The 20,629-nt window shown below is 61.9% G+C and carries 23 protein-coding genes, 2 tRNA genes and 1 pseudogene; 11 read left to right on the plus strand and 15 right to left on the minus strand.

Annotation, left to right across the window (positions count from 1 at the left end; translation table 11 throughout):
• Nucleotides 1–7 precede the first annotated feature (7 nt).
• The 4 genes from B9A23_RS00215 (at nt 8) to B9A23_RS00225 (ending at nt 2,803) form a co-directional block, all read left to right on the plus strand.
• Nucleotides 8–838 carry a YihY/virulence factor BrkB family protein gene (locus B9A23_RS00215; protein ID WP_176217824.1) on the plus strand — a complete coding sequence of 277 codons (831 nt, stop codon included), beginning with the start codon at nt 8–10 and terminating at the stop codon, nt 836–838.
• 56 nt (nt 839–894) lie between these two features.
• A complete protein-coding gene (locus B9A23_RS00220; protein ID WP_254894901.1) occupies nt 895–1,539 on the plus strand; it encodes a histidine phosphatase family protein in 645 nt (214 codons plus the stop codon).
• A 331-nt stretch (nt 1,540–1,870) separates the two neighbouring features.
• On the plus strand, nt 1,871–2,302 hold the full coding sequence (locus tag B9A23_RS23145) for an ADP-dependent NAD(P)H-hydrate dehydratase (RefSeq protein WP_254894902.1): 432 nt from the start codon (nt 1,871–1,873) through the stop codon (nt 2,300–2,302).
• A gap of 12 nt (nt 2,303–2,314) precedes the next feature.
• The gene (locus tag B9A23_RS00225) at nt 2,315–2,803 is read left to right on the plus strand and encodes an exodeoxyribonuclease III (protein ID WP_254894952.1); all 489 of its coding nucleotides are present in this window, start codon (nt 2,315–2,317) and stop codon (nt 2,801–2,803) included.
• A gap of 12 nt (nt 2,804–2,815) precedes the next feature.
• Here B9A23_RS00225 and B9A23_RS23480 read toward each other — a convergent pair.
• Both B9A23_RS23480 and B9A23_RS00240 read right to left on the minus strand, forming a co-directional pair.
• A pseudogene (locus tag B9A23_RS23480) lies at nt 2,816–3,489 on the minus strand (magnesium transporter CorA family protein).
• Nucleotides 3,486–3,788 (minus strand): hypothetical protein, encoded by a 303-nt coding sequence (locus B9A23_RS00240; RefSeq protein ID WP_036527573.1) that lies wholly within the window; start codon nt 3,786–3,788, stop codon nt 3,486–3,488. Before B9A23_RS00240 ends, B9A23_RS23480 begins: the two are co-directional and overlap by 4 nt.
• Nucleotides 3,789–3,952: 164 nt before the next feature.
• Between B9A23_RS00240 and B9A23_RS00245 the strand changes: the two genes are divergently transcribed.
• Nucleotides 3,953–4,582, plus strand: a complete 630-nt coding sequence (locus tag B9A23_RS00245) for a hemerythrin domain-containing protein (protein WP_176217825.1) — start codon at nt 3,953–3,955, stop codon at nt 4,580–4,582.
• 824 nt (nt 4,583–5,406) lie between these two features.
• On the opposite strand, the gene B9A23_RS00250 is transcribed toward B9A23_RS00245, so the two are convergent.
• The 5 genes from B9A23_RS00250 to B9A23_RS00265 form a co-directional block, all read right to left on the minus strand.
• Nucleotides 5,407–6,164, minus strand: a protein-coding gene (locus tag B9A23_RS00250) for an IS5 family transposase (protein WP_139797265.1) whose coding sequence is annotated in 2 segments (ribosomal slippage) — nt 5,407–5,843 and nt 5,843–6,164 — 759 coding nt in all. Because the reading frame shifts where the segments join, the coding sequence is not laid out codon by codon here.
• Between the two features lie 25 nt (nt 6,165–6,189).
• Entirely contained in the window at nt 6,190–6,345 is a 156-nt protein-coding gene (locus tag B9A23_RS22620) for a hypothetical protein (RefSeq protein WP_155986348.1), read from the minus strand.
• A 51-nt stretch (nt 6,346–6,396) separates the two neighbouring features.
• Nucleotides 6,397–6,861, minus strand: a complete 465-nt coding sequence (locus B9A23_RS00255) for an NADH dehydrogenase ubiquinone Fe-S protein 4 (RefSeq protein WP_363331276.1) — start codon at nt 6,859–6,861, stop codon at nt 6,397–6,399.
• Nucleotides 6,824–7,351, minus strand: a complete 528-nt coding sequence (locus B9A23_RS00260) for an Hsp20/alpha crystallin family protein (RefSeq protein WP_036527734.1) — start codon at nt 7,349–7,351, stop codon at nt 6,824–6,826. Before B9A23_RS00260 ends, B9A23_RS00255 begins: the two co-directional genes overlap by 38 nt.
• Before the next feature lie 102 nt (nt 7,352–7,453).
• Nucleotides 7,454–7,927, minus strand: a complete 474-nt coding sequence (locus B9A23_RS00265; protein ID WP_036527568.1) for an Hsp20 family protein — start codon at nt 7,925–7,927, stop codon at nt 7,454–7,456.
• 440 nt (nt 7,928–8,367) lie between these two features.
• Between B9A23_RS00265 and B9A23_RS00270 the strand changes: the two genes are divergently transcribed.
• Genes B9A23_RS00270 through B9A23_RS00280 form a run of 3 tightly spaced genes read left to right on the plus strand, consistent with a single transcriptional unit; the run spans nt 8,368 to nt 10,521 of the window.
• Nucleotides 8,368–9,006 (plus strand): Bax inhibitor-1/YccA family protein, encoded by a 639-nt coding sequence (locus tag B9A23_RS00270; RefSeq protein ID WP_036527567.1) that lies wholly within the window; start codon nt 8,368–8,370, stop codon nt 9,004–9,006.
• 13 nt (nt 9,007–9,019) lie between these two features.
• On the plus strand, nt 9,020–9,667 hold the full coding sequence (locus B9A23_RS00275) for an HdeD family acid-resistance protein (RefSeq protein WP_081799102.1): 648 nt from the start codon (nt 9,020–9,022) through the stop codon (nt 9,665–9,667).
• Nucleotides 9,664–10,521: a trypsin-like peptidase domain-containing protein gene (locus B9A23_RS00280; RefSeq protein WP_036527564.1), complete on the plus strand. Its 858-nt coding sequence runs from the start codon at nt 9,664–9,666 to the stop codon at nt 10,519–10,521. The genes B9A23_RS00275 and B9A23_RS00280 overlap by 4 nt, the downstream gene beginning before the upstream one ends.
• A gap of 10 nt (nt 10,522–10,531) precedes the next feature.
• On the opposite strand, the gene B9A23_RS00285 is transcribed toward B9A23_RS00280, so the two are convergent.
• On the minus strand, nt 10,532–11,494 hold the full coding sequence (locus tag B9A23_RS00285; RefSeq protein ID WP_051586975.1) for a PAS domain S-box protein: 963 nt from the start codon (nt 11,492–11,494) through the stop codon (nt 10,532–10,534).
• A gap of 80 nt (nt 11,495–11,574) precedes the next feature.
• On the opposite strand from B9A23_RS00285, the gene B9A23_RS22625 reads away from it, so the two are divergent.
• The gene (locus tag B9A23_RS22625; RefSeq protein WP_176217826.1) at nt 11,575–11,724 is read left to right on the plus strand and encodes a hypothetical protein; all 150 of its coding nucleotides are present in this window, start codon (nt 11,575–11,577) and stop codon (nt 11,722–11,724) included.
• A 303-nt stretch (nt 11,725–12,027) separates the two neighbouring features.
• Here the strand turns inward: B9A23_RS22625 and B9A23_RS00290 are convergent.
• The 7 genes from B9A23_RS00290 to B9A23_RS00320 form a co-directional block, all read right to left on the minus strand.
• A tRNA-Lys gene (locus tag B9A23_RS00290) sits at nt 12,028–12,103 on the minus strand.
• A gap of 42 nt (nt 12,104–12,145) precedes the next feature.
• Nucleotides 12,146–12,221 (minus strand) — tRNA-Lys (locus B9A23_RS00295).
• A gap of 110 nt (nt 12,222–12,331) precedes the next feature.
• On the minus strand, nt 12,332–13,447 hold the full coding sequence (gene rodA / locus B9A23_RS00300) for a rod shape-determining protein RodA (protein WP_084277448.1): 1,116 nt from the start codon (nt 13,445–13,447) through the stop codon (nt 12,332–12,334).
• Nucleotides 13,447–15,555 (minus strand): penicillin-binding protein 2, encoded by a 2,109-nt coding sequence (mrdA, locus tag B9A23_RS00305; RefSeq protein ID WP_084276703.1) that lies wholly within the window; start codon nt 15,553–15,555, stop codon nt 13,447–13,449. The genes rodA and mrdA overlap by 1 nt, the downstream gene beginning before the upstream one ends.
• 2 nt (nt 15,556–15,557) lie before the next feature.
• The gene (locus B9A23_RS00310) at nt 15,558–16,109 is read right to left on the minus strand and encodes a rod shape-determining protein MreD (protein WP_084276704.1); all 552 of its coding nucleotides are present in this window, start codon (nt 16,107–16,109) and stop codon (nt 15,558–15,560) included.
• The gene (mreC, locus tag B9A23_RS00315) at nt 16,109–17,014 is read right to left on the minus strand and encodes a rod shape-determining protein MreC (protein WP_084276705.1); all 906 of its coding nucleotides are present in this window, start codon (nt 17,012–17,014) and stop codon (nt 16,109–16,111) included. The genes B9A23_RS00310 and mreC overlap by 1 nt, the downstream gene beginning before the upstream one ends.
• A 77-nt stretch (nt 17,015–17,091) precedes the next feature.
• A complete protein-coding gene (locus tag B9A23_RS00320) occupies nt 17,092–18,138 on the minus strand; it encodes a rod shape-determining protein (RefSeq protein WP_084276706.1) in 1,047 nt (348 codons plus the stop codon).
• A 189-nt stretch (nt 18,139–18,327) separates the two neighbouring features.
• On the opposite strand from B9A23_RS00320, the gene mutL reads away from it, so the two are divergent.
• Together mutL and B9A23_RS00330 are read left to right on the plus strand one after the other, a co-directional pair.
• A complete protein-coding gene (gene mutL, locus B9A23_RS00325) occupies nt 18,328–20,136 on the plus strand; it encodes a DNA mismatch repair endonuclease MutL (protein WP_084276707.1) in 1,809 nt (602 codons plus the stop codon).
• Nucleotides 20,136–20,627: a hypothetical protein gene (locus B9A23_RS00330; protein WP_139797266.1), complete on the plus strand. Its 492-nt coding sequence runs from the start codon at nt 20,136–20,138 to the stop codon at nt 20,625–20,627. Before mutL ends, B9A23_RS00330 begins: the two co-directional genes overlap by 1 nt.
• The last annotated feature ends 2 nt before the right edge of the window (nt 20,628–20,629 follow it).

A 20,629-nucleotide genomic window follows, 5' to 3' on the forward strand; every position in this document is an offset into this window, starting at 1 on the left:
GTCGCGGATGCTCAAGGATGCATGGCGGGACAGCGGCGAGGATAACCTTGGTTTGATTGCGGCCGGCGTTGCCTTCTATGGCTTCCTCTCGCTGGTGCCCGCGCTTAGTGCGACGCTGTTGCTTTATGGGCTGTTCGCGTCTCCGGAGATGCTTGGTGACGCATTGCTGTCACTCAGCAAGCACCTGCCAGCAGAGGCTGCCAAAGTCGTTGGCGACCAGATCGCTTCGCTTGTTGCCGCGCCGTCTGCTGGCAAAAGCTGGGGTGCCGCTATGGCACTTGGTCTTGCGATATATGGGGCGACTAAGGGTGTAGATGGTCTGGTGACCGCTTTGACCATTGCCTACGACCTTCAGGAATCGAGAAACTGGCTCCACCGGACCGCGACCATACTGGCATTGACCTCTGGCGCTGTCATTTTTGTCGTCGTCTCGCTCGCGGCCGTCAGCGCGCTCAACCTTCCGGCAGCGCTGCTTCCAGTCGCGTTCGACACCGCTTGGCTTCTGGCCATTGCGGGCAGCGCGCTGCTGCTGGCAACAGGTACACTTGCCGCGGCGGCCTTGTTCCGCTTTGCGCCGCCGCCTCCCATTCGGCAATTTTGCTGGCTCAGTCCCGGTGCCATGTTTGCCGCGCTGGGCTGGTTTGCCGTGACTTCTGGCTTTGCCTGGTATGCCGCGAACTTCGGTAATTATAGCGCAACCTGGGGAGCACTGGCGGGCATCGTCGTCCTTCTGACCTGGCTCTATCTTTGCGCGTTTATTCTCCTCCTTGGAGCGGAACTCAACGCCCAGCTCGACGCTGTAACGCGAGGTACTGCCAGCTCGGAGAAAGACAAATGACCCCTCGTTGGCCATCGATCTAGTGGGTAGTCCGTCATGGCCAGAGTGCAGGCAATGTGGCGCGCGACGCGGCCCATGGCGAGGGTATCCCGCGGATCACTCTCACCCACCGCCATGTCGATGTGCCGCTTTCCGACCTGGGCCGCGAACAGGCGGCAGCGCTCGGACGCTGGTTCGCGTCGTTTGAACCAGACGCTCAACCGGAAATCCTGCTCGCGTCGCCCTATATACGCGCGGTCCAGACCGCCAAGCTGTTCGGCGCCGCTGGCGGCTACGATCCGCACGAGCCCATCTGCATCGACGAGCGGCTGCGCGAGAAGGAATTCGGCATCCTCGACGGATTGACCACAGCAGCCGTCGGCGAATTGCAACCCGAGCAGGCGGCGTTTCGCAAATTGCTCGGCAAGTTCTACCACCGTCCGCCGGGCGGCGAATCTTGGGTAGATGTCATCTTCCGCCTGCGCGCGCTGTTGGACACCGTGTCGTTACACAACGGCGGGCGGCGGGTGATGATTGTGGCGCACCAGGTGGTGGTGCTGTGCCTGCGGTACATCATCGAGAACATGTCTGAAGACCAGATTCTGGCGATCGACCGCGAGGGAGATGTCGCCAACTGCGCGATCACCGAATATCGTCTCGATGATGCGCAGGGCCGTGATGGCAAGTTGTGCTGGCACGCTACAACATTACTGCACCAATGACCGAGCAGGCGACTTCGGTCACTGCGGCCCCGGACAAGATTGTCGCGGCGCGTGGCTGAAGAAGTCCGCCCCCTCGACAGCGATTGGCTTCGGGCGCATCCGCTTCCCGTACCCGACAATGCGGCCGACAAAAACAGTCGCGGACGGGTGCTCGCAATTGGCGGGTCCGCGACAGTCCCGGGCGGCATCCAACTCACTGTCGAGGCAGCACTACGCGCTGGAGCTAGCAAAATTCAGGTGGTGAGCGTCGAAAGCGCGCCGCTCTCACTGGGCATCGCCATGCCAGAAGTTGCCGTTTGCAGTGCCGCGGAATCGTGCTGGCGAGATTGCAATGAAAAACTCGGCTCCGCTTTCGAACTTCTTGGGAATGTGCGATGCTGTGGTCGCCGGGCCGGCGATGTCCGATGGTAAAGCGGCATCCAAGGTTACCGGTCACCTGCTAAGATTGTGCCACGCCCAATTGGTGCTCGATGCCGCGATGCTGATGTATCTTGTCTCCCATGCGGATCGTCTTCGCTCGCTCGCACATCCCTCAGTATTGACGCCGCACATCGGAGCGCTGGCGGCAATGCTGGCCTGTGACGCTGACGAGATCGAGCAAAACCGACTGAGCGCCGTGAAGAAAGCCAGTTCTCGATTTGGGGCGGTGTGCGTGCTCAAAGGTGCAACCAGTCTGAGCGCCGCGCCAGGCGGCGATGCGTTCGCCTATGCCGGGGGTGGAGTCGGGTTGCCCGGCGGTGAGGACGATAGGCAGAGCCGTTAGAATGAGGCCGCAATCAACGGGGTGCTCGTGGCTGGCTTTTATCTGCTAAACGGCAATCCCCGCCCGGGGCCGAAATTCGAATACAAACTGCACTGGTTCGAAAGGCTCGAGGCGCATCTTGCGACACTTATTGGTCTCGATGTGCCAGTGGTCATCGCGGGTGATTTCAACGTCATGCCGACTGATCTTGACGTCTACGCGCCTGACCGCTGGCGTGACGATGCCTTGTTTGCCCCAAAAGTTCGCGCCGTTTACGCGCGATTGCAGGAACAGGGCTGGAGTGACGCGATACGAAAGCTGCATCCGGATAAAGCCATATATACATTCTGGAAATATTGGCGACGTTCGTTCGAGCGCAATGCCGGGCTCACGATAGATCATGTTTTGCTCAACCCGGCAGCAGCGAAATTTCTCGAAGCGGCAAAGGTCGATCTACGACCAAGAGCTTGGGAGAGCGCTAGCGATCATGCTCCGGTCATGATTGAACTCGACATCGATTAGGCTCCGTCCAGGTCATACCCATTTTCGCCATTTCGCGACAACAAACGATGCGATGCCAAAGGCTGTCAACCCAGCTATGACGATCTCGAACCCGAACATTCCGCTCTCGAACAACGGTAGCTTGAAGTTCATTCCTAACAAGCCTGCGACCGCTGCGCAGAAGCCGATAACCGCGGTCAGAAAGGTTAGTACCTTGACAAGGTCGTTGGTCTGCTGCGTTGTGATCGAGGTGTAAAGATCGAAGCTGCCGACCACAACATCGCGGGTTCGCTCCACTTCGTCAATTGCGCGTTCGTACCGTGATACCAGACGCTCGAACGGGCCCAACGCCGCGCGATCGAAATTCTGAGCGAAATCAGGGCGCAGGAAGCCGTAGAAGATCGCCCGTTGGCTCGACAACTGCGCCCGCAGCTTCGAAACACGCAACCTGACATCGACGATCTTGCCAGGATCTCGCGCTGGGTGCCGTCTGCCAGGATGGCGGCATCGAGTTGGTCAGTGTCGGCCTCGATATCGGATACTTCTTCGAAGTACTGGGTCAGGTGCCAATCCAGCAGCGAGGCCGCCAGCAGGGCTGGACTTAACTTGCCGATATCGGTCTCACCCTTATCCTGCGCGCGAAAGTCGGAGAGATATCGAACCTGCTCGCGGTGGACCGTTATCAGCCACCGGGTTCCAACAATCATGCCAAGTTGGACCCCTCGCGGCGCGTATTGGAACGAAAATCGCCAGGCGCGTCGATGGCGAATGCGAAGGAGTCGGTATAGTTATCTAGCAACGCATCGCGCTTTAGATCGACGACCCGTTCGAACATTTTTGGTGTAATGCCAAATGCCGAACCGATCGCCGCCAGGTCCTCGCCGCTACTGCCTTCGATATCGATCCACAGCAGTTGGTCATCGCGAAGCTCGGAAGGCAGGGGTATAATTCCCTGAACCTCCTCGTCGCCTCCCTTGGCATCATAGATGAAGGTATGGATAGCCATTATCCGAAAACGGCGCGCTAGGGCGAACGGTTCCTGCCTTCCCCGGAACATTCAGGTTTGCCCCCGTTGGAGCAACGGATCGCCGGGCTGAATACGCGACAGAAAGCCGCGGTCATCGATTTCCGCGCCTTCATCCGGCCAACACGGCAATCAGGAAATTTACCATGTCCATTCTCGATAAAGTCGTAGCCGCGCTGACCCCGCCAGAATCAGATGAAGACCGTGCCAATGCCCGCGCGCGCGCAGAGGCCTATGCGCCGCGCGCCCCTTGGTCGGCGATGGTGCTCGATCACCACCGGCAGATCGACGATGCGTTTGCTGCGGTCAAAGTCGCCACCGACGCGGATACGCGCCGCGCGCGCCTGAAAGAGCTTGGGGCGCTGCTGACGGGGCATTTAGAAGGAGTGATCTATCCTCCGCTGTCGGACGTTGGCGACACCGGCCATGCGACAATGGCTTATACCGAGCAGGCAGCCGCAAAGATGCAGATGGGCTTGCTGGAGCGGATGAACCCGATGAGCGAGGACTTCGAAGACAAGTTCGGCCATCTCGAGGGCGCGGTGACGCACCACGTCTATGAGGAAGAGGGCAAATGGTTCACCGAACTGTACGCTAGCGCACCCGACGCCGATCATGCCGTCATCGCAAAGCGCTATAGCGAAGAATTCAACTGCTACATGTCCGGCGGAGACGGCGCTGCGATGTTCGGTGGGGTGAGCAACGCCACCGGCGCTCCGCAGCGGATCAATAGCAGCAAGGATTTAGTGCATCGCTCGTCCGCACCGCAGACCTGAGATTCGCGCGGTGCCGGCCTTCGCCAGCGCCCGCCCTTTCAATGTGTTTTGGGCGCAGGGTTAGGGCGGTGGCGCCAGCTGTTATTTTCCGCATAGGTTTTCCATTCGCCCTCGCGCAGCGCCAGCGATCAGCAATCGTCAGCAACGCCATCGGATTCCCCGCAAGGCCGAGATGGCTAGCTTGGTTACGGTTCGTTCGAGACTGGGTCGGTTGACCGTCCATTACTTTCGACTGCGATGCCGTTTTCCCTACATTTGACGCTGTAGGGCACGCAGGAAAATCCCGTTTTCGCGTGAGCGATGTAGTTAATTTCTGGTCCAGTGACCGGTGCGATAAGCGGCCAGAATGGGTCATGCGGCAATCCCGGCGCGGTGCGTCAATACAGTGAAGCAGTTGTCGAGCTGAGGAGTGGATTCCACCGATCTGATCATTCCGCACAGAGCGTTTTCCGCAGGTTTGGGTGAAAATTGCATCGTTACAACCCTTTGTCCGGGCGGGGGGGAGCGCATGCGCTGGCGAATGGTGGTCTGTGGCCCCGGGCGAATCGATCTGAACCCGCCGGCCATGCATCAGTCTCAACTGAACCACATTGAGGCAGCTTACGATCTCTATTCTTACCAGCGTGGCGGCGTCCTGAGGGTAGCCATCACTTTGTGAGCCAGTGGCAAGGCCCGAACCACTTCGCTGATGCTGTGCGATCAGCGCGCAGCCAGCGAAGGATTCGGTTCCTATGCAATGGTGATATCCTGCTCGATGCAATACAGGCGCGCTGCAACGCCGGCTCGGCAAGTAGCAGCGCCAAGCTAGGCTCAGGACTCGTTGATCACAGCCAGAAGAACACGGTGGCTGCGAGAGCGAGGGCGGAGAAGAAGACGGTTGAGCAGCGGTCGTAGCGGGTTGCCACACGGCGCCAGTCTTTCAGGCGACCAAACATGATCTCGATGCGGTTTCGGCGTTTGGATCGGCGCTTGTCGTATTTGACGGGAAAAGAACGGGATTTCCGGCCCGGAATGCAAGGCGTGATGCCCTTTTGCTCGAGCGCATCCCTGAACCATTCGGCGTCACAGCCCCGGTCAGCCAGCATCCACTGCGCCTTGGGTAGATCATCGAGCAGGGCTGCCGCGCCGGTGTAATCGCTGATATGTCCTGCCGTGATGAAGAAGCTCAAAGGGCGGCCGTTGGCATCGGTGACGGCGTGAAGCTTGGTATTCATGCCGCCCTTGGTCCGCCCGATCAGGCGGCCGAGGCCCCCTTTTTTACCCCAAGGCTGGAAGCCGTGCGGTGGGCCTTGAGATAGGTAGCATCGATCATGACGGTCTGGGGATCGGCTCTCTGGGCAGACAGCCCCTCCATCATCCGGCCAAACACGCCCATCTCGCCCCACCGTTTCCAGCGGTTGTAGAGCGTCTTGTGCGGACCGTATTCCCTGGGCGCATCACGCCAGCGCAGCCCGTTGCGGTTGACGAAGATGATCCCGCTCAGCACGCGCCGATCATCGACCCGGGGCTTGCCGTGGCTCCTGGGAAAATAGGGCGAAGGACGCGCCATCTGCTCGTCCGTCAGCCAATACAGGTCGCTCATGCTCAGTCTCCTCGCGGAGCCTGAATCACATCGCCGTCAGCCAATCAATGGGTCCTGAGCCTAGGCCGTCCGGCAGGCTTACAGTCATTACCTTGTTGTGGAGATTGCCGGCCAGCGCGGTTCCCGCGACCGCGAGGACCGCGATGCCGGCAAACAAGGCTGAACGAACAAGCAGTTTCATCTGTCATCCTCCGTGATTTTGGGGTTACGGTTTTCGCGTTCGCGACCTCGGCTAGCTCGCGAACCTGTATTGGCCGCAGCACAGCGGATGCGGACCCGTCGGCAAGCAGCAAATTACGGGCGGCGCATTTGCGACCGGGAGCGGCGCCGAACTCCTGCGACCCTTCGGTTCTTCACGGCAGGTGAACGGCACCCCCTGCCGTCGGCAGTAGCCTTCGGCCGATTGGCGGTCGGGAAACCTGAGCTCGATCGTTTCGAGTGGATCCCCGCCGCCAGTCCAACCCGTAAGGGCATCGGCCGACGGACCCCAACGAGGCTGGAAGCGAACACGCCACTTGCCACTCGCTACGCGGCTGCCCTGATTCGTGGCGACAGGCAGGGGCTCGACGATCGCTCGCGCGTCCCTCGGGAGCGCCGAGCTCAGCGTAGGCCCGTTGTCATTGGCGGAAGGCCCGGGACCTGAGTCCCGGGCCGACCGGTCATGCCGCCTTCCCATTGACGGGAATTCGGCGAACATTCTCGTTCGCCGCCTCCGTCCGGGGCAGGATCACCGTGAGCACGCCGTTCTTGAAAGTCGCGGTTACCTTGTCACGGTCGACGCCCTGCGGCAGGCCGATCCGCCGCTCGAAGCGACCGTAACTGCGCTCGGAGTAGCCGCGGTCTTTGTCCTCGACCTCGGCGCGCTTTTCGCCGCGCAAGGTGAGCACGCCTTCCTCGACGGTGAGCTCGACATCCTTTTCGGCGAGGCCAGGTAGCTCCGCTGTCACACGGATTTCCTTGTCGGTCTCGCCGAGCTCAACATGCGGCCAGGACAGGTTTCGCTCGAAACCGCTAAAGGCCGGCATACCGAAACCTCGCAGGACATCGTCGAACAACCTGTTCACGTCACGATGAAGCGAGAGCAACGGATGCGAACGGGATTCCCGTTCGTGCTCACGCTCAGCGCTCACTGGGACCGGAAGCCGGTTTTCCTGCCGGCTCCAGGGAATGAGATCACGAAATGCCATGATAGTCATCTCCTCTTCTGGCTGGATTGGGGCTTAACCTGCCGGCCGCCGCTTGCGGGGGGTACGGGGAGGTAGCGGCGCCGGCAGGCCGGTGGGCATGGATCAGGCAGGTTCGCTGACCTTCTCCTTCACCTCACCGATTTGCTTGGTCGCAGGCTCACCGCCGCCGATTTCGATGCGCCGCGGCTTCATCGCCTCGGGCACAACTCGCTTCAGCTCGATCGAAAGTAGCCCGTTTTCGAACCGCGCGTTCCCGGCTTCGACGAAGTCGGCAAGCTGGAAACGGCGTTCGAAGGCGCGGGCGGCGATGCCGCGGTGCAGATACTCGCCCTTACCGTCGTCCTCGGCACGCTTGCCGGTGACGGTGAGCAGGTTCTGCTGGGCTACCACCTCGATGTCCTCTGGCCGGAAGCCGGCGACCGCCACCGTAATCCGGTAACTGTCCTCACCTTCTCTGAGGATGTCGAAGGGCGGATAGCCGTCCTCCTCGCGAGCGCCTGCCTCGAGCAGGTTGAAGAGGCGATCAAAGCCGACGGTCGAGCGCCGGTAAGGTGCAAAGTCGAAGTTCGTTCTCATTTCCAAATCCTCCAAATTGAGCAATTTGGGCATGAGATGCGCCGGAGAGAGCCGGCGCTCTCATGTGTCCCACCGGACCCGGTTGGCGTCCGGCAGAAAAAATCTAGGAAGCCGTAGAGCGCTTTCAAGAGGTTTTTCGCGCATTCCATTTTTCAATCGCGAGCGCAGTTGAAGGTCTTGAAATTGCTCGGAGCCGTACAAGATTCGGCCTGCGGACCGGGCCCCTCTGACGGCGGTTGTTCCAGCCTCCGTGATGTCGGACCGCATCGAGTGCGCTCGGTGCAGGATCGCAGGCTTCATGCCAAGCCGCCGAGTGCCTCATTGATTTGGAAACAAAGGAGTGAGGCATGAATAGCCTATTTGACCCTGTTACATATTCGCGCCCTTCGTCTACGCGCGCCCAAGGTGCGGCCGTCTACGACGAGGGCCTCCGCCGGCATATGCTTGGCGTCTATCGCAACATGGCGCTGGGCCTTGGCACCTCAGCGCTCGTCGCGCTGCTGATCGCGAGCACGCCCGCGGTCTATCAGCCGATCTTCGGCACCCCGCTGAAATGGGTGGCGATCTTCGCGCCGCTGGCGTTTGTGCTGTTCTTCTCGTTCCGTGTCGAGCGGATGACAACGGCGCAGGCCCGCGCGGCCTTCTATGCCTTCGCGGCGGTGATGGGCGTGTCGATGGCGAGCATCTTCCTCGTCTTCACCGGCACCAGCATCGCACTGGCCTTTGCGAGCGCGGCGGCGGTCTTCGCGGCCATGAGTCTGTGGGGCTACACGACCAACGTCGATCTGTCGCGCTGGACGACCTTCCTGATGGTCGGCCTTCTCGGTGTCGTGATCGCTAGCCTCGTCAACTTGTTCATCGGTTCCTCGACGCTCCAGCTCGTCTTCTCGATCGCCGGCGTCCTAGTGTTCACCGGGCTTACCGCTTGGGACACACAGCGGCTAATGAGCGAATATCTGGCCTATGCGGGCAGCGACCGCGCCGACAAGCTGGCGGTGATGGGCGCGCTGTCGCTCTATCTGAACCACATCAACCTGTTCCAGCTGCTGCTGAGCCTGTTCGGTCAGCGCGAAGAATGACGGGAGGCAGCGGATGTCGACAATCGTACATAATTACACTTATCCCGGTGCGAGCAACGAAGCCCGCACCGGCGCTTCGCTGCTGAGCCGCAACTGGGCTTGGTTCGTCGTCCGCGGCGTCCTCGCCCTAATCGTTGTCGCGCTGGCCGTCCTCTTTCCGCTGAGCGCGCTGTTCGCTTTCACCATGGTCTTCGCCGCCTACGCCGGCGCGGACGGCCTGCTTTCGACGATCGCGGGCGCCCGCGGGGCGATGCGTAATGAAGAGCGCTGGTGGACGCTCGTTTTGCGCGGCATCATCGGCATCGCGGTCGCGGTGCTGTTCGTACTGATGCCGTTTGTGGCGACGGTCAGTTACGCGCTGGCGACGCTCGGCATTCTCAGCGCCTGGGCCATTATCGCCGGCGCGTTGGAACTGGCCGCGGCGATCCGGCTGCGCAAGGACATCGAAGGCGAGTGGCTCCTCGCCCTGTCGGGCGTCCTTTCCATCCTGCTGGGCCTTGCCATTCCGGTCGCCCTCGTGGTCACACCCTTGGCCACAATCCTGTCGGTCGCCTGGGTGATCGCGGGATATGCGATCATCGCGGGCGTCGTTCTGATCGGCCTGGGCCTGCGATTGCGCCGCCATGGGGAGAAATCGGGCCCGGGAGCGGAGCGCCCGTGAACCCGCGTGGACCGGGTTCGCGCCTGCCGCGCAGCTGGCTGGCCATGCTGGCCGCGACCGGACTCGCCTCCGGTCTGGCCGGCGGGTCTGCCGTGGCCTGGCTCGAGGCCGGGCGTGAAAAAGCGACTGTGGCAGCCAGTTCACCGATTGCGACCGATGCGGTTCCGCTGAACAGACTGACGGTTGCGCCGCTGGTCGAGCGCCTCGCACCCGCCGTGGTCAATGTCGCGGTGCTGCAGGCTTCGCCCTACGCGCAGAACCCGCTGCTGCGCGATCCCTATTATCGTTTCTTCCTCGGTGTGCCGGACGAGGCGCTGGCACCCCGGATCTCGGCGGGTTCAGGGTTTGTCGTTGATGCCACGCGCGGACTTGTGGTTACGAACCACCACGTCGTCGAGAATGCCCGCACGATCGCCGTCGGGTTTGGCAACCGGCAGGTCGAGGCCGAGTTTCTCGGTAGCGATCCCAACACGGATATTGCCGTCCTGCGCATTCCTGCACGTGGCTTGAAGCAGATCCCACTCGGCGATTCCGACCGGACGCATGTCGGTGACTATGTCGTCGCCATCGGCAATCCTTTCCAGGTGGGCCAGACGGTCACGGCGGGGATCGTCAGTGCCCTGCGCGCACCTTCAGAAGGCGGTCCGCGCTACGTCCAGACCGACGCGCCGATCAATCCCGGCAACTCGGGCGGTCCGTTGATCAACATGCGTGGTGAAGCGATTGGCGTGAACAGCGCGATCATCGCTCCCAGCGGTGGCAATGTCGGTATCGGTTTGGCGGTGCCGTCGCGTGTGGCACGCCAGGTTATCGAGCAGATTTCCGGCATCGAATTGCCACGCGGGGAGCGATGATCGCGCACGCCTACAAGCGTTCGCGCGCCACCTTGAGCTCAACTCGCAAGCCGTCCGGCCGCCACTCACGTTCGATACTTCCGCCGATTTGTCTGCTTGCCACGCGTTCAAGCTGGCTGCCGAACCCCTCGTCCTTCGGTCCATCGCCGAGCGGTTCTCCGCGCTCATCCCAGACCAGCGTCACCATCTCATCTTCCACGGCGGATCTGATCGTGACGGTACCGGAGGGCGACGCCAAGGCTCCGTACTTGGCGGCATTGGTGGCGAGCTCATAGAAAATCAGCGCGAATGCCGTCACTGCCCTACCCGTGAGGTCTAGATCGTCGCCGACGATACGCAGACGCTGGTCATGGTCCGAACAGTGATAGGGAGCCAAGATGGTGTGAAGGAGCGCGTGCAGTCGGACAGAATCGCTGGGATCCGCGACAGGATCTTTGGGCATCGTAAGCTCATGCGCCCGCGCCAAAGCGCCCAATCGCTCTTGGACAATGGCTGCTAGTTCCGCTGCGCTGGCAGCATCGCGCACGCTCATGCTGACGAGGCTGGCGGATAACGCGAACAGATTCCTCATCCGATGGTTCATTTCATGCAGGACGAGACGCTGCCACTCCTCGGCTCGTTTGCGCTCAGTAATGTCCCTTGCGATCGTGGAGGCGCCGATGACCGCGCCGTTGGCATCGCGTAGGGGCGAGATGCTGAGTGAGATATCGACCAGACTTCCGTCCTTGCAGCGCCTTACCGTTTCATTACGGCGGACGTGCTCACCTCGCCGCAGCCGCGCCAGAATCGATGCCTCCTCGTCCTGCCGATCATCCGGCAGCAGAATCGTGACGGGTTTTCCGATGATATCAGGCGCTCGATAGCCAAAGAGTCTTTCCGCTCCCCTGTTCCAGCTGGTGATAGTCCCTTCCAGATCCTTCGTAAGGATGGCATCGTCGGAAGCTTCTATAATGGCAGCGAGACGTTGCGCCATTTCGTCCGCCGTTGCCCAAGCTAGTGAATGGCCGGACACCTCTGATTCGCAAAACCGCTTCACTTGCCATTACCTCCGCCATGGGATTTTTGCTCGATCCGCTGTCGCTTTTTCTGAACAAGAAAAATGTCTGCGGCCCGGCGGCACCCACAAGCACTGTGAGCATGATCGATGCGAAATTGACATTGTTGACTCGCTCCGAAGCAGCAGAGTCAGGGCCACCGCGCTAGGTCAGCAGACTTATGGTAACAGATACACAATCTTAGAGCAATGAGATCACAGCAGTCGCTGTCTCTGACGGGCTGAAGCATCCCGCTTACAACGCCCTCGTTGTGCGGGAGCCCAATAGTCCGAATCAAGGATCATTTGTGGGCGAGACGACGACCTGCAAGGCGCGTCCAGCTTGCCCATGCCCTATGGCTCTGGGCGAAACCAAATCTCTTGCGTGCTACCTAGAGAGCTACCTAGCTGGGCACATCCTGCGAAACTTCGCAGTCCAATGACCTGTAAGAACTTGAATTTAAGTGAGAATTTGGTGGACGCACTAGGGCTCGAACCTAGGACCCGCTGATTAAGAGTCAGCTGCTCTACCAACTGAGCTATGCGTCCATGCCCGACAGGATCCGCATTGGTGGCGGCGGGAAGTGGCGGTGGTGGACGCACTAGGGCTCGAACCTAGGACCCGCTGATTAAGAGTCAGCTGCTCTACCAACTGAGCTATGCGTCCATGCCTACCGGCATTCCCGTTCGGGAGCCGCCCAAATAGCGATTTTCTGCGCGCTGCCAAGCCCCAATTTTCGGTTTTTGACAAAGCTGTCGATCAGCTCGACGGCAGCCTCACGAAAGCGTGCGCGGAGCGGCCCTGTTCCAGCGCTCCACCGCCATGATCGTGCCGATGCAGATCATGTTGGTCATCATCGACGAGCCGCCATGGCTCATCCAGGGCAGGGGGATCCCGACTACCGGCGCCAGGCCCATGACCATCATCAAGTTGATGCACATGTAAAAGAAGATCGTCATCGTCATGCCCGCGGCAAGCAGGCGCGAAAAGCGATCAGGTGCGCTGGTCGCCACCTTCAATCCCCAGCGAAAGATCAGGCCGAACACAACGAGCACGAAGACACCGCCAAGCATGCCCCATTCCTCGGCCATCGTCGCGAACACAAAGTCCGTGTGTGCTTCCGGCAAGTAGTTGAGGTGGCTTTGCGAACCGTTGCCGAAGCCCTTGCCGATGATACCGCCGGAACCGATCGCAATCTTGGATTGTGTGATGTGGTAACCTGTTCCGAGCGGGTCGCTTTCGGGATCGAGGAACACGAGCACGCGGTTGCGCTGGTAGTCGTGCAGCAGAAAGAAGAAGGCGAGCGGCGCGGCTATGAGACCTGCGGCGCCTGCTCCCAGAAACCAGCGCAGCGGCAGGCCGGCGAGGAACATGACAACCACTGCGCCGAAAGTGATTGCGAGGCCCGTTCCAAGATCAGGCTGCAACATGACAAGGCCGGCCGGGATGCCGAGCAGAACTGCGGCAGGCAGCAGGGCTCGCCAGCTCTGCGTCTCCCCAATCGGCAGGACCGAATAGAACCACGCCAAGACGAGCACGATACCCGGCTTCATCAGTTCGGAAGGCTGAAGCGTCATGAACCCGAGATTGAGCCAGCGCTGACTTCCGCCCCCGATCCCGCCGATCAGTTCGACGAGCACGAGCAGGAAGCACAAGCCGGCATAGACCGGTATTGCTAGCTTGCTGAACAACTCGCGCGGAAGGCGCGCGATGATCATGGCCACGACGAGGAAAACCCCGAAACGAAACAGGTGGGACAACGACCAGATCTCGAACCGTCCACCGGCTGCCGAATCAAGCACGGCGGCCCCGAAGCTGACCAGCGCTATCAGCGGCAGCAGGACGCTCCACGGCTGTCTGGCGATTGCTGCCGGAACATAGGCGCGAGGCATCATTGTCCTCCCGTACTTGCCACTGTGCCGGCGTTCGTGCCGGGAACGGCATTTGCAACAGCGGGAGCGGCGGCAGGCTTTGCAGTCACACCTGTAGGTTGCTCTGGCTCAGGGGCCGGTGCGGCGGCTTCAGTCTGTACGGTCTGCGGATCGCCTGCGGGTTTGCGACCCTGCTCGACGCGTTCCGTCAGGTCCTCATCGTCGGGGAGGGGCTTGGCGGTGGTTTCGCCATATCTTGCTGCGAAGGCATCGTAGCGCGCTGCCATGCGCTGTTGAACGTTGCCGCCCCACTGCTTCTCGAAGTCCTCGAGCACCGCCATGGCCTTGTCGGGTGCAAATATGTAGGTCATCACGTCTCGCGCGATCGGGTAGGCGGCACCAGAGCCGCCACCGTGTTCAATAACCACTGCGCAAGCGTATTTCGGTTTGTCGAATGGCGCAAAACAGATGAAGTGGCCGTGGTCCCGATACTTCCACGCACCGCTCTTGCCGTTGGCGATGTTGAGGCCGACGACCTGCGCGGTCCCGGTCTTTCCCGCAAGCAACACATTGTCGACCGGCAGGCGCGCCCGGCCCGCAGTCCCACGGCCGTTGACCACCTCGCTCATCGCCGAGTGAATATAATCGAGGTGTTCCTGCGAGAAGCCCATCGGCTTGGGCAACGGTGCGTTACGGTCCAGCAGCAGCCGTGGCATGACCTGCCGTCCCGAAGCTATGCGAGAGGCCATGATCGCCTGCTGCAGCGGATTGACCAGCATGTATCCCTGGCCGATCGTCGCGTTGACGGTGTCGTAGACCGCCCACTCCTTGCTGTACTTCTTGAGCTTCCATGCCGGGTCCGGCACCGTGCCATAGGACTGGCCGGGGTACGGCATCGGAAATTCCTGCCCAAGCCCGAGGCGGCGTGCCATCGCCGCGATCTTGTCCATGCCGATCTGCTGCGCGAAGTGGTAGAAGTACACGTCACACGACTGGTAGATGCCCTTGGCCATGTCGACAGAGCCATGGCCGCGCCTGTTCCAGCAATGGAACACGCGGTTGCCCACGCGAAGCCCGCCACTGCAACCGACGCTGGCATTAGGATCCAGTCCCGCCTCGAGAAACGACAGCGCGACCATCGGCTTGACCGTCGAGCCGGGGGGATAAAGCCCGCGCAGAACCTTGTTGCGCAGCGGCACGTGGTCGTCTTCGGACAGCATCTTCCATTCGATGCGTCCGATCCCGTCGGAGAAGCTGTTGGGGTCGAAGCACGGCATCGATGCCATGGCGAGGATGTCGCCGGTCTCGCAATCCATCACGACCACCGAGCCGGATTCCAGACCAATGCGGCGAGCAGCGTAATCCTGAAGTCCGGCGTTTATGGTAAGGGCGATAGGTTTGCCCGGCACATCCTCGCGCGTTCCCAGATCGCGCACGATCCGCCCCGAGGCCGTAGCCTCGACACGTCGTGCGCCCGGTACACCGCGCAACCGGAATTCAAAATGCTTTTCCAGCCCGTCCTTGCCGATCTTGAAGCCCGGCGTGATGAGCAGAGGATTGCGCTCTTTCTCGTAATCTTCCGCTGATGCTGCGCCAACGTAGCCAACGAGGTGCCCGACCGAGGCTCCTGCCGGATAGAAGCGCGAATAGCCGCGCTGCGGAATGACGCCGGGCAATTCGGGCAAGCGCACGCTGACAGCGGCGAATTTCTCCCAATCGAGGCTCGAAGCCACTTCGACAGGCTGGAAGCCGCGAGCCTTGTCCAGCTTGTCGCGGACATCGCGCACCTTGTCCGGTGGAAGCGCCAGAAGTCCCGCCAGCATGCTCATGGTCTTGTCGGGATCGGCGACGCGGTCGGGAATAAGATCGACGCGGAAATCCGCGCGATTGGCGGCGAGCGCCTTGCCGAAGCGGTCGAGCACCCAGCCGCGCCGTGGCGGGATCAACGTCAGGTTGACGCGGTTGCTTTCCGATGCCGCCTGGTACTTCTCGTTCTGCGCGACCGCGAGATAACCGAGCCGCGTGGCAAGCAGCAGGCCGACTCCGGTCTGCAACGACCCAAGCACGAATGTGCGCCGCTCGAACCGGTTGGTAAGGATCGCCGTGGTTACCGGCAACTTCTGCCGCATCGTCAAAGTCTCTTGAGCGGGATCAGGCGTACGCGATCCAGCAGGGCGACAACGCCGGTGACCACCGGATAGAGCGCGATTGAGACGAGAACCTGCGGAACGATGACCAGTGGCAAGGGATAGCCGGCGGCAATGCCGGCGAATGTCGCGCACAGCAGCAGATAAGTGGAGACCAGGGCCGATGCCGCAAGCCAATCCTGTGCAAAGCCACGCCAGAGAAATCGTTCGTCAAGCACTTCCATGGCCAGCATCGTTGCCGACCACAGCACAATTCCCGATCCGAACGGCTGGCCCGAGTAAAGATCGTCGAAGGCGCCGAGCGGAAGACCTGCCCAAACCGGAAACATCCCGGGCCTCACCATGCGCCAGGCGAGGAATACAAGATAGGCCAGCGGCGGCAAGACCGGCGCCGAGGCGATGATGGGCGAAAAGCTGGCCATCGATGCAAGCATCACCGTCGCCCACGGTAGTCCGCGAGCCACGGCAGGATGCGGAGCCCGGTTGATCCGCTTGCGCGCAATCTGCCCTGTTTCGGCGTCCAGTCCTGCGATCATCAAGGTGCCTCGGGCGCGGATTGCGCACCGGCCTTCTCACCCTGTTCCAATTGCTGGAGGGCCTGGGCGCTGTAAGCGGGCTCGACTATGACGAACTCGTTGTCAGCCGGATCGGCGGCGAGGTGTCCGGTCGCGCCATCGCGGTGCGGATCTGTCGCCACAGCAACCGGAATGCCGGGTGGATAGAGCCCGCCCGATCCCGATGTCACGAAAACGTCGCCCTTGCGCACCGGATTGATGCCCATGTTGATCAGGCGGATGTCGATACGCCCGTTGGAAGCGCCTTGCACGAAGGCGGCAAGCCCATCGCTGGCGCGTCTTACTGGAACCACATTGTCCGGATCGGTGACAAGCAGGACGCGCGCCGTGCTTGGGCCCGTTTCCACGACACGGCCGATCAGGCCCGAAGCGGCGCGGACCGGCAAACCCGGCTGGACGCCGCGCACGGCGCCTGCATCGATGATTGCAAAACGCCGCGTGCTAGACGCGGTTGATCCAATGAGGTGTGCGGTGGCCACGGGACGGCGGCCGGTGTCGACGATGCCGAGGAGCGCCTTCAGCCGGCGATTCTCTTCGCGCAGCGATTGCATGCTGATGGCCTGGGCGCGCGCTGCTTCCACTTCGCGACGCAGTTCGGCATTCTGGCGCCCGGCATTGAAGTAAGCGCCCACGGCGGCAAAGACTCCTTGGCTCGATTCCCTGGTCTGGGCGCCAGCCTTGCCCATCGGCCGCGCAACTTCAGCTGCGGCACTGCGGGCAAACGAGAACGCACCGGGGTTGATCAGCGATGTGACGAGCACGATCAGGCCGACCACGATGCCGGCAATGGCGATCACGTAGCCGGTGAAGATCCCGTACTGCGCCCTGCGCGAATAGCCCGGGCGCCGGTCCTGCGACCGCGCCATCCGTTCACCCCTTCAATCCGGCGCAGTTGCCTGCGCCGCGATGCAACACGCTTGCCTTGTTCGACCCGCCCAATGGCTCAAGCCGTCATCAACACGCCGCGATAGATGGGATCTTCCATCGCGCGGCCCGTTCCGAGCGCCACGCACGACAGCGGATCCTCGGCCACGCTAACGGGCAGGCCGGTTTCCTCACGCAGGTGCTCGTCAAGGCCGCTGATCAGCGCGCCGCCGCCGGTAAGCACGATGCCCTGGTCAACGATGTCCGCGGCAAGTTCCGGCGCGGTATTTTCAAGCGCGATGCGCACGCCCTCGACGATCGCGCCGATCGGTTCGGACAGCGCTTCGGCGATGTTCGCCTGCGTGATCGTGATTTCCTTGGGCACGCCGTTCACGAGGTCGCGCCCCTTGATGTGGATCGTTTCACCGATTCCGTCAGCCGGGGCCGTGGCGATGCCGTAATCCTTCTTGATTCGCTCTGCCGTAGCTTCGCCGATCAGCAGGTTGTGATGACGGCGCACGTAAGAGACGATCGCTTCGTCCATCTTGTCGCCGCCGACGCGAACCGAGGTCGTGTAGGCAAGACCGCGCAGCGACAGCACGGCAACTTCGGTGGTGCCGCCGCCGATGTCGACGACCATAGATCCGACCGGTTCGGTCACCGGCATGTCGGCGCCGATCGCTGCCGCCATCGGTTCGAGGATCAGGTAGACCTGGCTGGCGCCTGCATTGCTGGCAGCATCGCGGATAGCGCGGCGCTCGACGCTGGTGGAGCCCGAGGGCACGCAGATCACGATCTCGGGATAGCGCAGCAGGCTCTTCGACCCGTGCACCTTGCGGATGAAGTGCTTGATCATTTCTTCGGCCACTTCGATGTCGGCGATGACGCCGTCACGAAGCGGACGGATGGCCTCGATATTGTCGGGCGTCTTGCCCATCATCATCTTGGCATCGTCGCCCACGGCCTTGACCCGCTTGATGCCGTTGATCGTTTCGATGGCGACGACGGAAGGTTCGTTCAGCACAATGCCGCGATCCTGGACATAGACCAGCGTATTGGCTGTGCCGAGGTCGATCGCGATGTTCTGCGAACCGAATTTGAAGAATCGGGAAAAGATCGAAGCCATCAGGAAATCCGTGATAATCTGCGGTTTGGCGCACGGGCACACGCCAGACCCCTCCAGAATGAGCGCCCGAGAAGGCGGCTTCCTAGCAGGCGTTCCTGCCAAAGCCCATGGGTTTGTCCCTGTTTGGATGGATAACTTCACCGCTTTGTCTCGAAATAAGTCGGGTTCGGCGCTAGGCGTTGTCTTCCCATGAGAGTCATCCGCCGTCTTCCCGAAACACTGATCAATCGCATCGCTGCAGGCGAGGTGGTCGAACGTCCCGCAAGTGCCCTCAAGGAACTGGTCGAGAACGCGATCGACGCTGGTGCCAGCCATGTGCACGTGCGGCTGTCAGAGGGCGGCCTTGCCCTGATCGAAGTCTCGGATGACGGTTGCGGCATGCGTCCGGACGAGATCGAACTGGCCCTGGAACGCCACGCCACGTCCAAGCTTCCGGACGAGGCGATCGAGATGGTCGAAACCCTCGGGTTCCGTGGCGAAGCGCTTCCCTCGATCGCGTCGGTCGCCCGCGTCACCATCGAATCCCGACTGCAAGGCTCTGCCGAGGGCTGGAAGCGCGTCGTGGACAATGGCGCACTGGTTGCCGAAGGACCCGCCGCATTGCCGCCCGGCACACGCGTCCGCGTCGAGCATCTGTTCGAGAAGATCCCGGCGCGCCGCAAGTTCCTGCGCAGCCCCCGTTCCGAATGGGCCGCTGCCTCGGACGTGGTGCGACGGCTGGCCATGGCGCGCCCCGACCTTGGATTCACGCTGGAACATGACGGCCGGCGGGCGCTGCACGTTCAGGGCGGCGAAACGCTCGAGGCACGTGTAGCGCAGCTTGTGGCGCGCGAACTTGCCGGGAATTCGGTCGAGGTCGATCTATTCCGGGGTGACTATCATCTCACCGGTATTGCCGGCCTGCCGACCTACAATCGCGGCGTTGCCGATCACCAGTATCTCTTCGTCAACGGACGTCCGGTGAAGGACCGCCTTCTGATCGGTGCGGTGCGAGGGGCCTACGCCGACATGCTGGCGCGCGATCGCCATGCCGTGCTGGCGCTGTTCCTGCAGGTCCCGGCAAGCGAGGTCGATGTCAACGTCCACCCCGCCAAATCCGAAGTGCGTTTCCGCGATCCGGCGCTGGTACGTGGCATGGTTGTCTCTGGCCTGCGCCATGCGCTTTCCACCGGCGATCAGCGCAGCGCCCAGGCGCCGTCCGCCAGCGCCATGGCCGCATGGCAGTCTGAACCGATCACGCCAGCCCCGTCTTTTCCTGTCAACGCCCCGCAGGGGAGCATGTTCGCGCAGCAATGGCGGCCCGAAGGTCGCGTGTCGGAGGCAGGGCAGGCATGGCGTGGATACGAGCAGGCCATCATGGCGCCGCCGCAGGCACGTGCAGAAGTGGCAGCGGATGCGGTGGCCGACGCAGACCTCCATCCGTTGGGTGTCGCCCGAGGGCAGGTGGCAAACACCTATATTGTCGCCGAAGCGCAGGACGGCCTCGTCATCGTCGACCAGCACGCGGCGCACGAACGGCTCGTTCTGGAGCGCCTGCGTGCCGGCGGCGCAGGGCAGGGGACCGCACCTTCGCAGGCGCTGCTCATTCCCGAAGTCGTCGAACTGGAGGAAGTGGCCTGCGACCGCCTTGAAGAGGCTGCGCCAAAGCTGGCCGAATTCGGCCTGATGCTCGAACGCTTCGGACCCAACGCGATGCTCGTCCGCGCCGTTCCGGCAGCCCTGGCCAAGGGCGATCCCGCCAAGCTCGTCGCCGATGTGGCCGACGATCTTGCACACCATGGCGACGCGCTGCTCTTGGAAGAGAAGCTGGACCTTGTCCTTGCCACCATGGCCTGCCACGGCTCGGTGCGCGCGGGTCGCCAGCTATCGGTGGCGGAAATGAACGCCCTGCTGCGCGAGATGGAGGTCACTCCCCGTTCGGGCCAATGCAATCACGGCCGGCCGACCTGGGTCAAGCTGGCGCATGGCGACATAGAAAAGCTGTTCGGGAGAAAATGATGATCAGGCTGATGCTGCCCGTGACTGGGCTGAGCGTGCTTCTGGCGGCTTGCTCCGAAAAGGAGCCTACCGACGCCGAGGCGATTGCCGCGGTCAACGCAGCGCAGGATATGAAGCCGCCTGTCAAACCGCTCGATCTGCAGCCAATTCTCTATCCGGACATCACGCAGAACAAGCTTCACGGTGTGGGCTGTGCGTTCGTTGCCGATGGCGGCGGGCTGGGTGCAGTCCTGCTGGCGCAGGACAAGCGCGGGGTGATCAAGGTCGCTGAAAAGGTCGAGGTCCTTGCTCCCGATGCGGGCTCTGCAAAACTGCCGAAGGGGAGCTGGTCCCGCTACACCGGCAAGGCCTACGCCGTGACGCTGGCCGTGATCGGCGAGGTCAAGGCGGTGGGAGCAACCGACCAATTCAAGGGCAAGATGATCGTCACCGATGCGTTTGAGCGTCCGGCCTACGAAGCTACCGGCGACGTCCAGTGCAAGGCCATCTGACC

This window comes from Novosphingobium sp. B1 (assembly GCF_900176395.1).
Taxonomy (GTDB): domain Bacteria; phylum Pseudomonadota; class Alphaproteobacteria; order Sphingomonadales; family Sphingomonadaceae; genus Novosphingobium.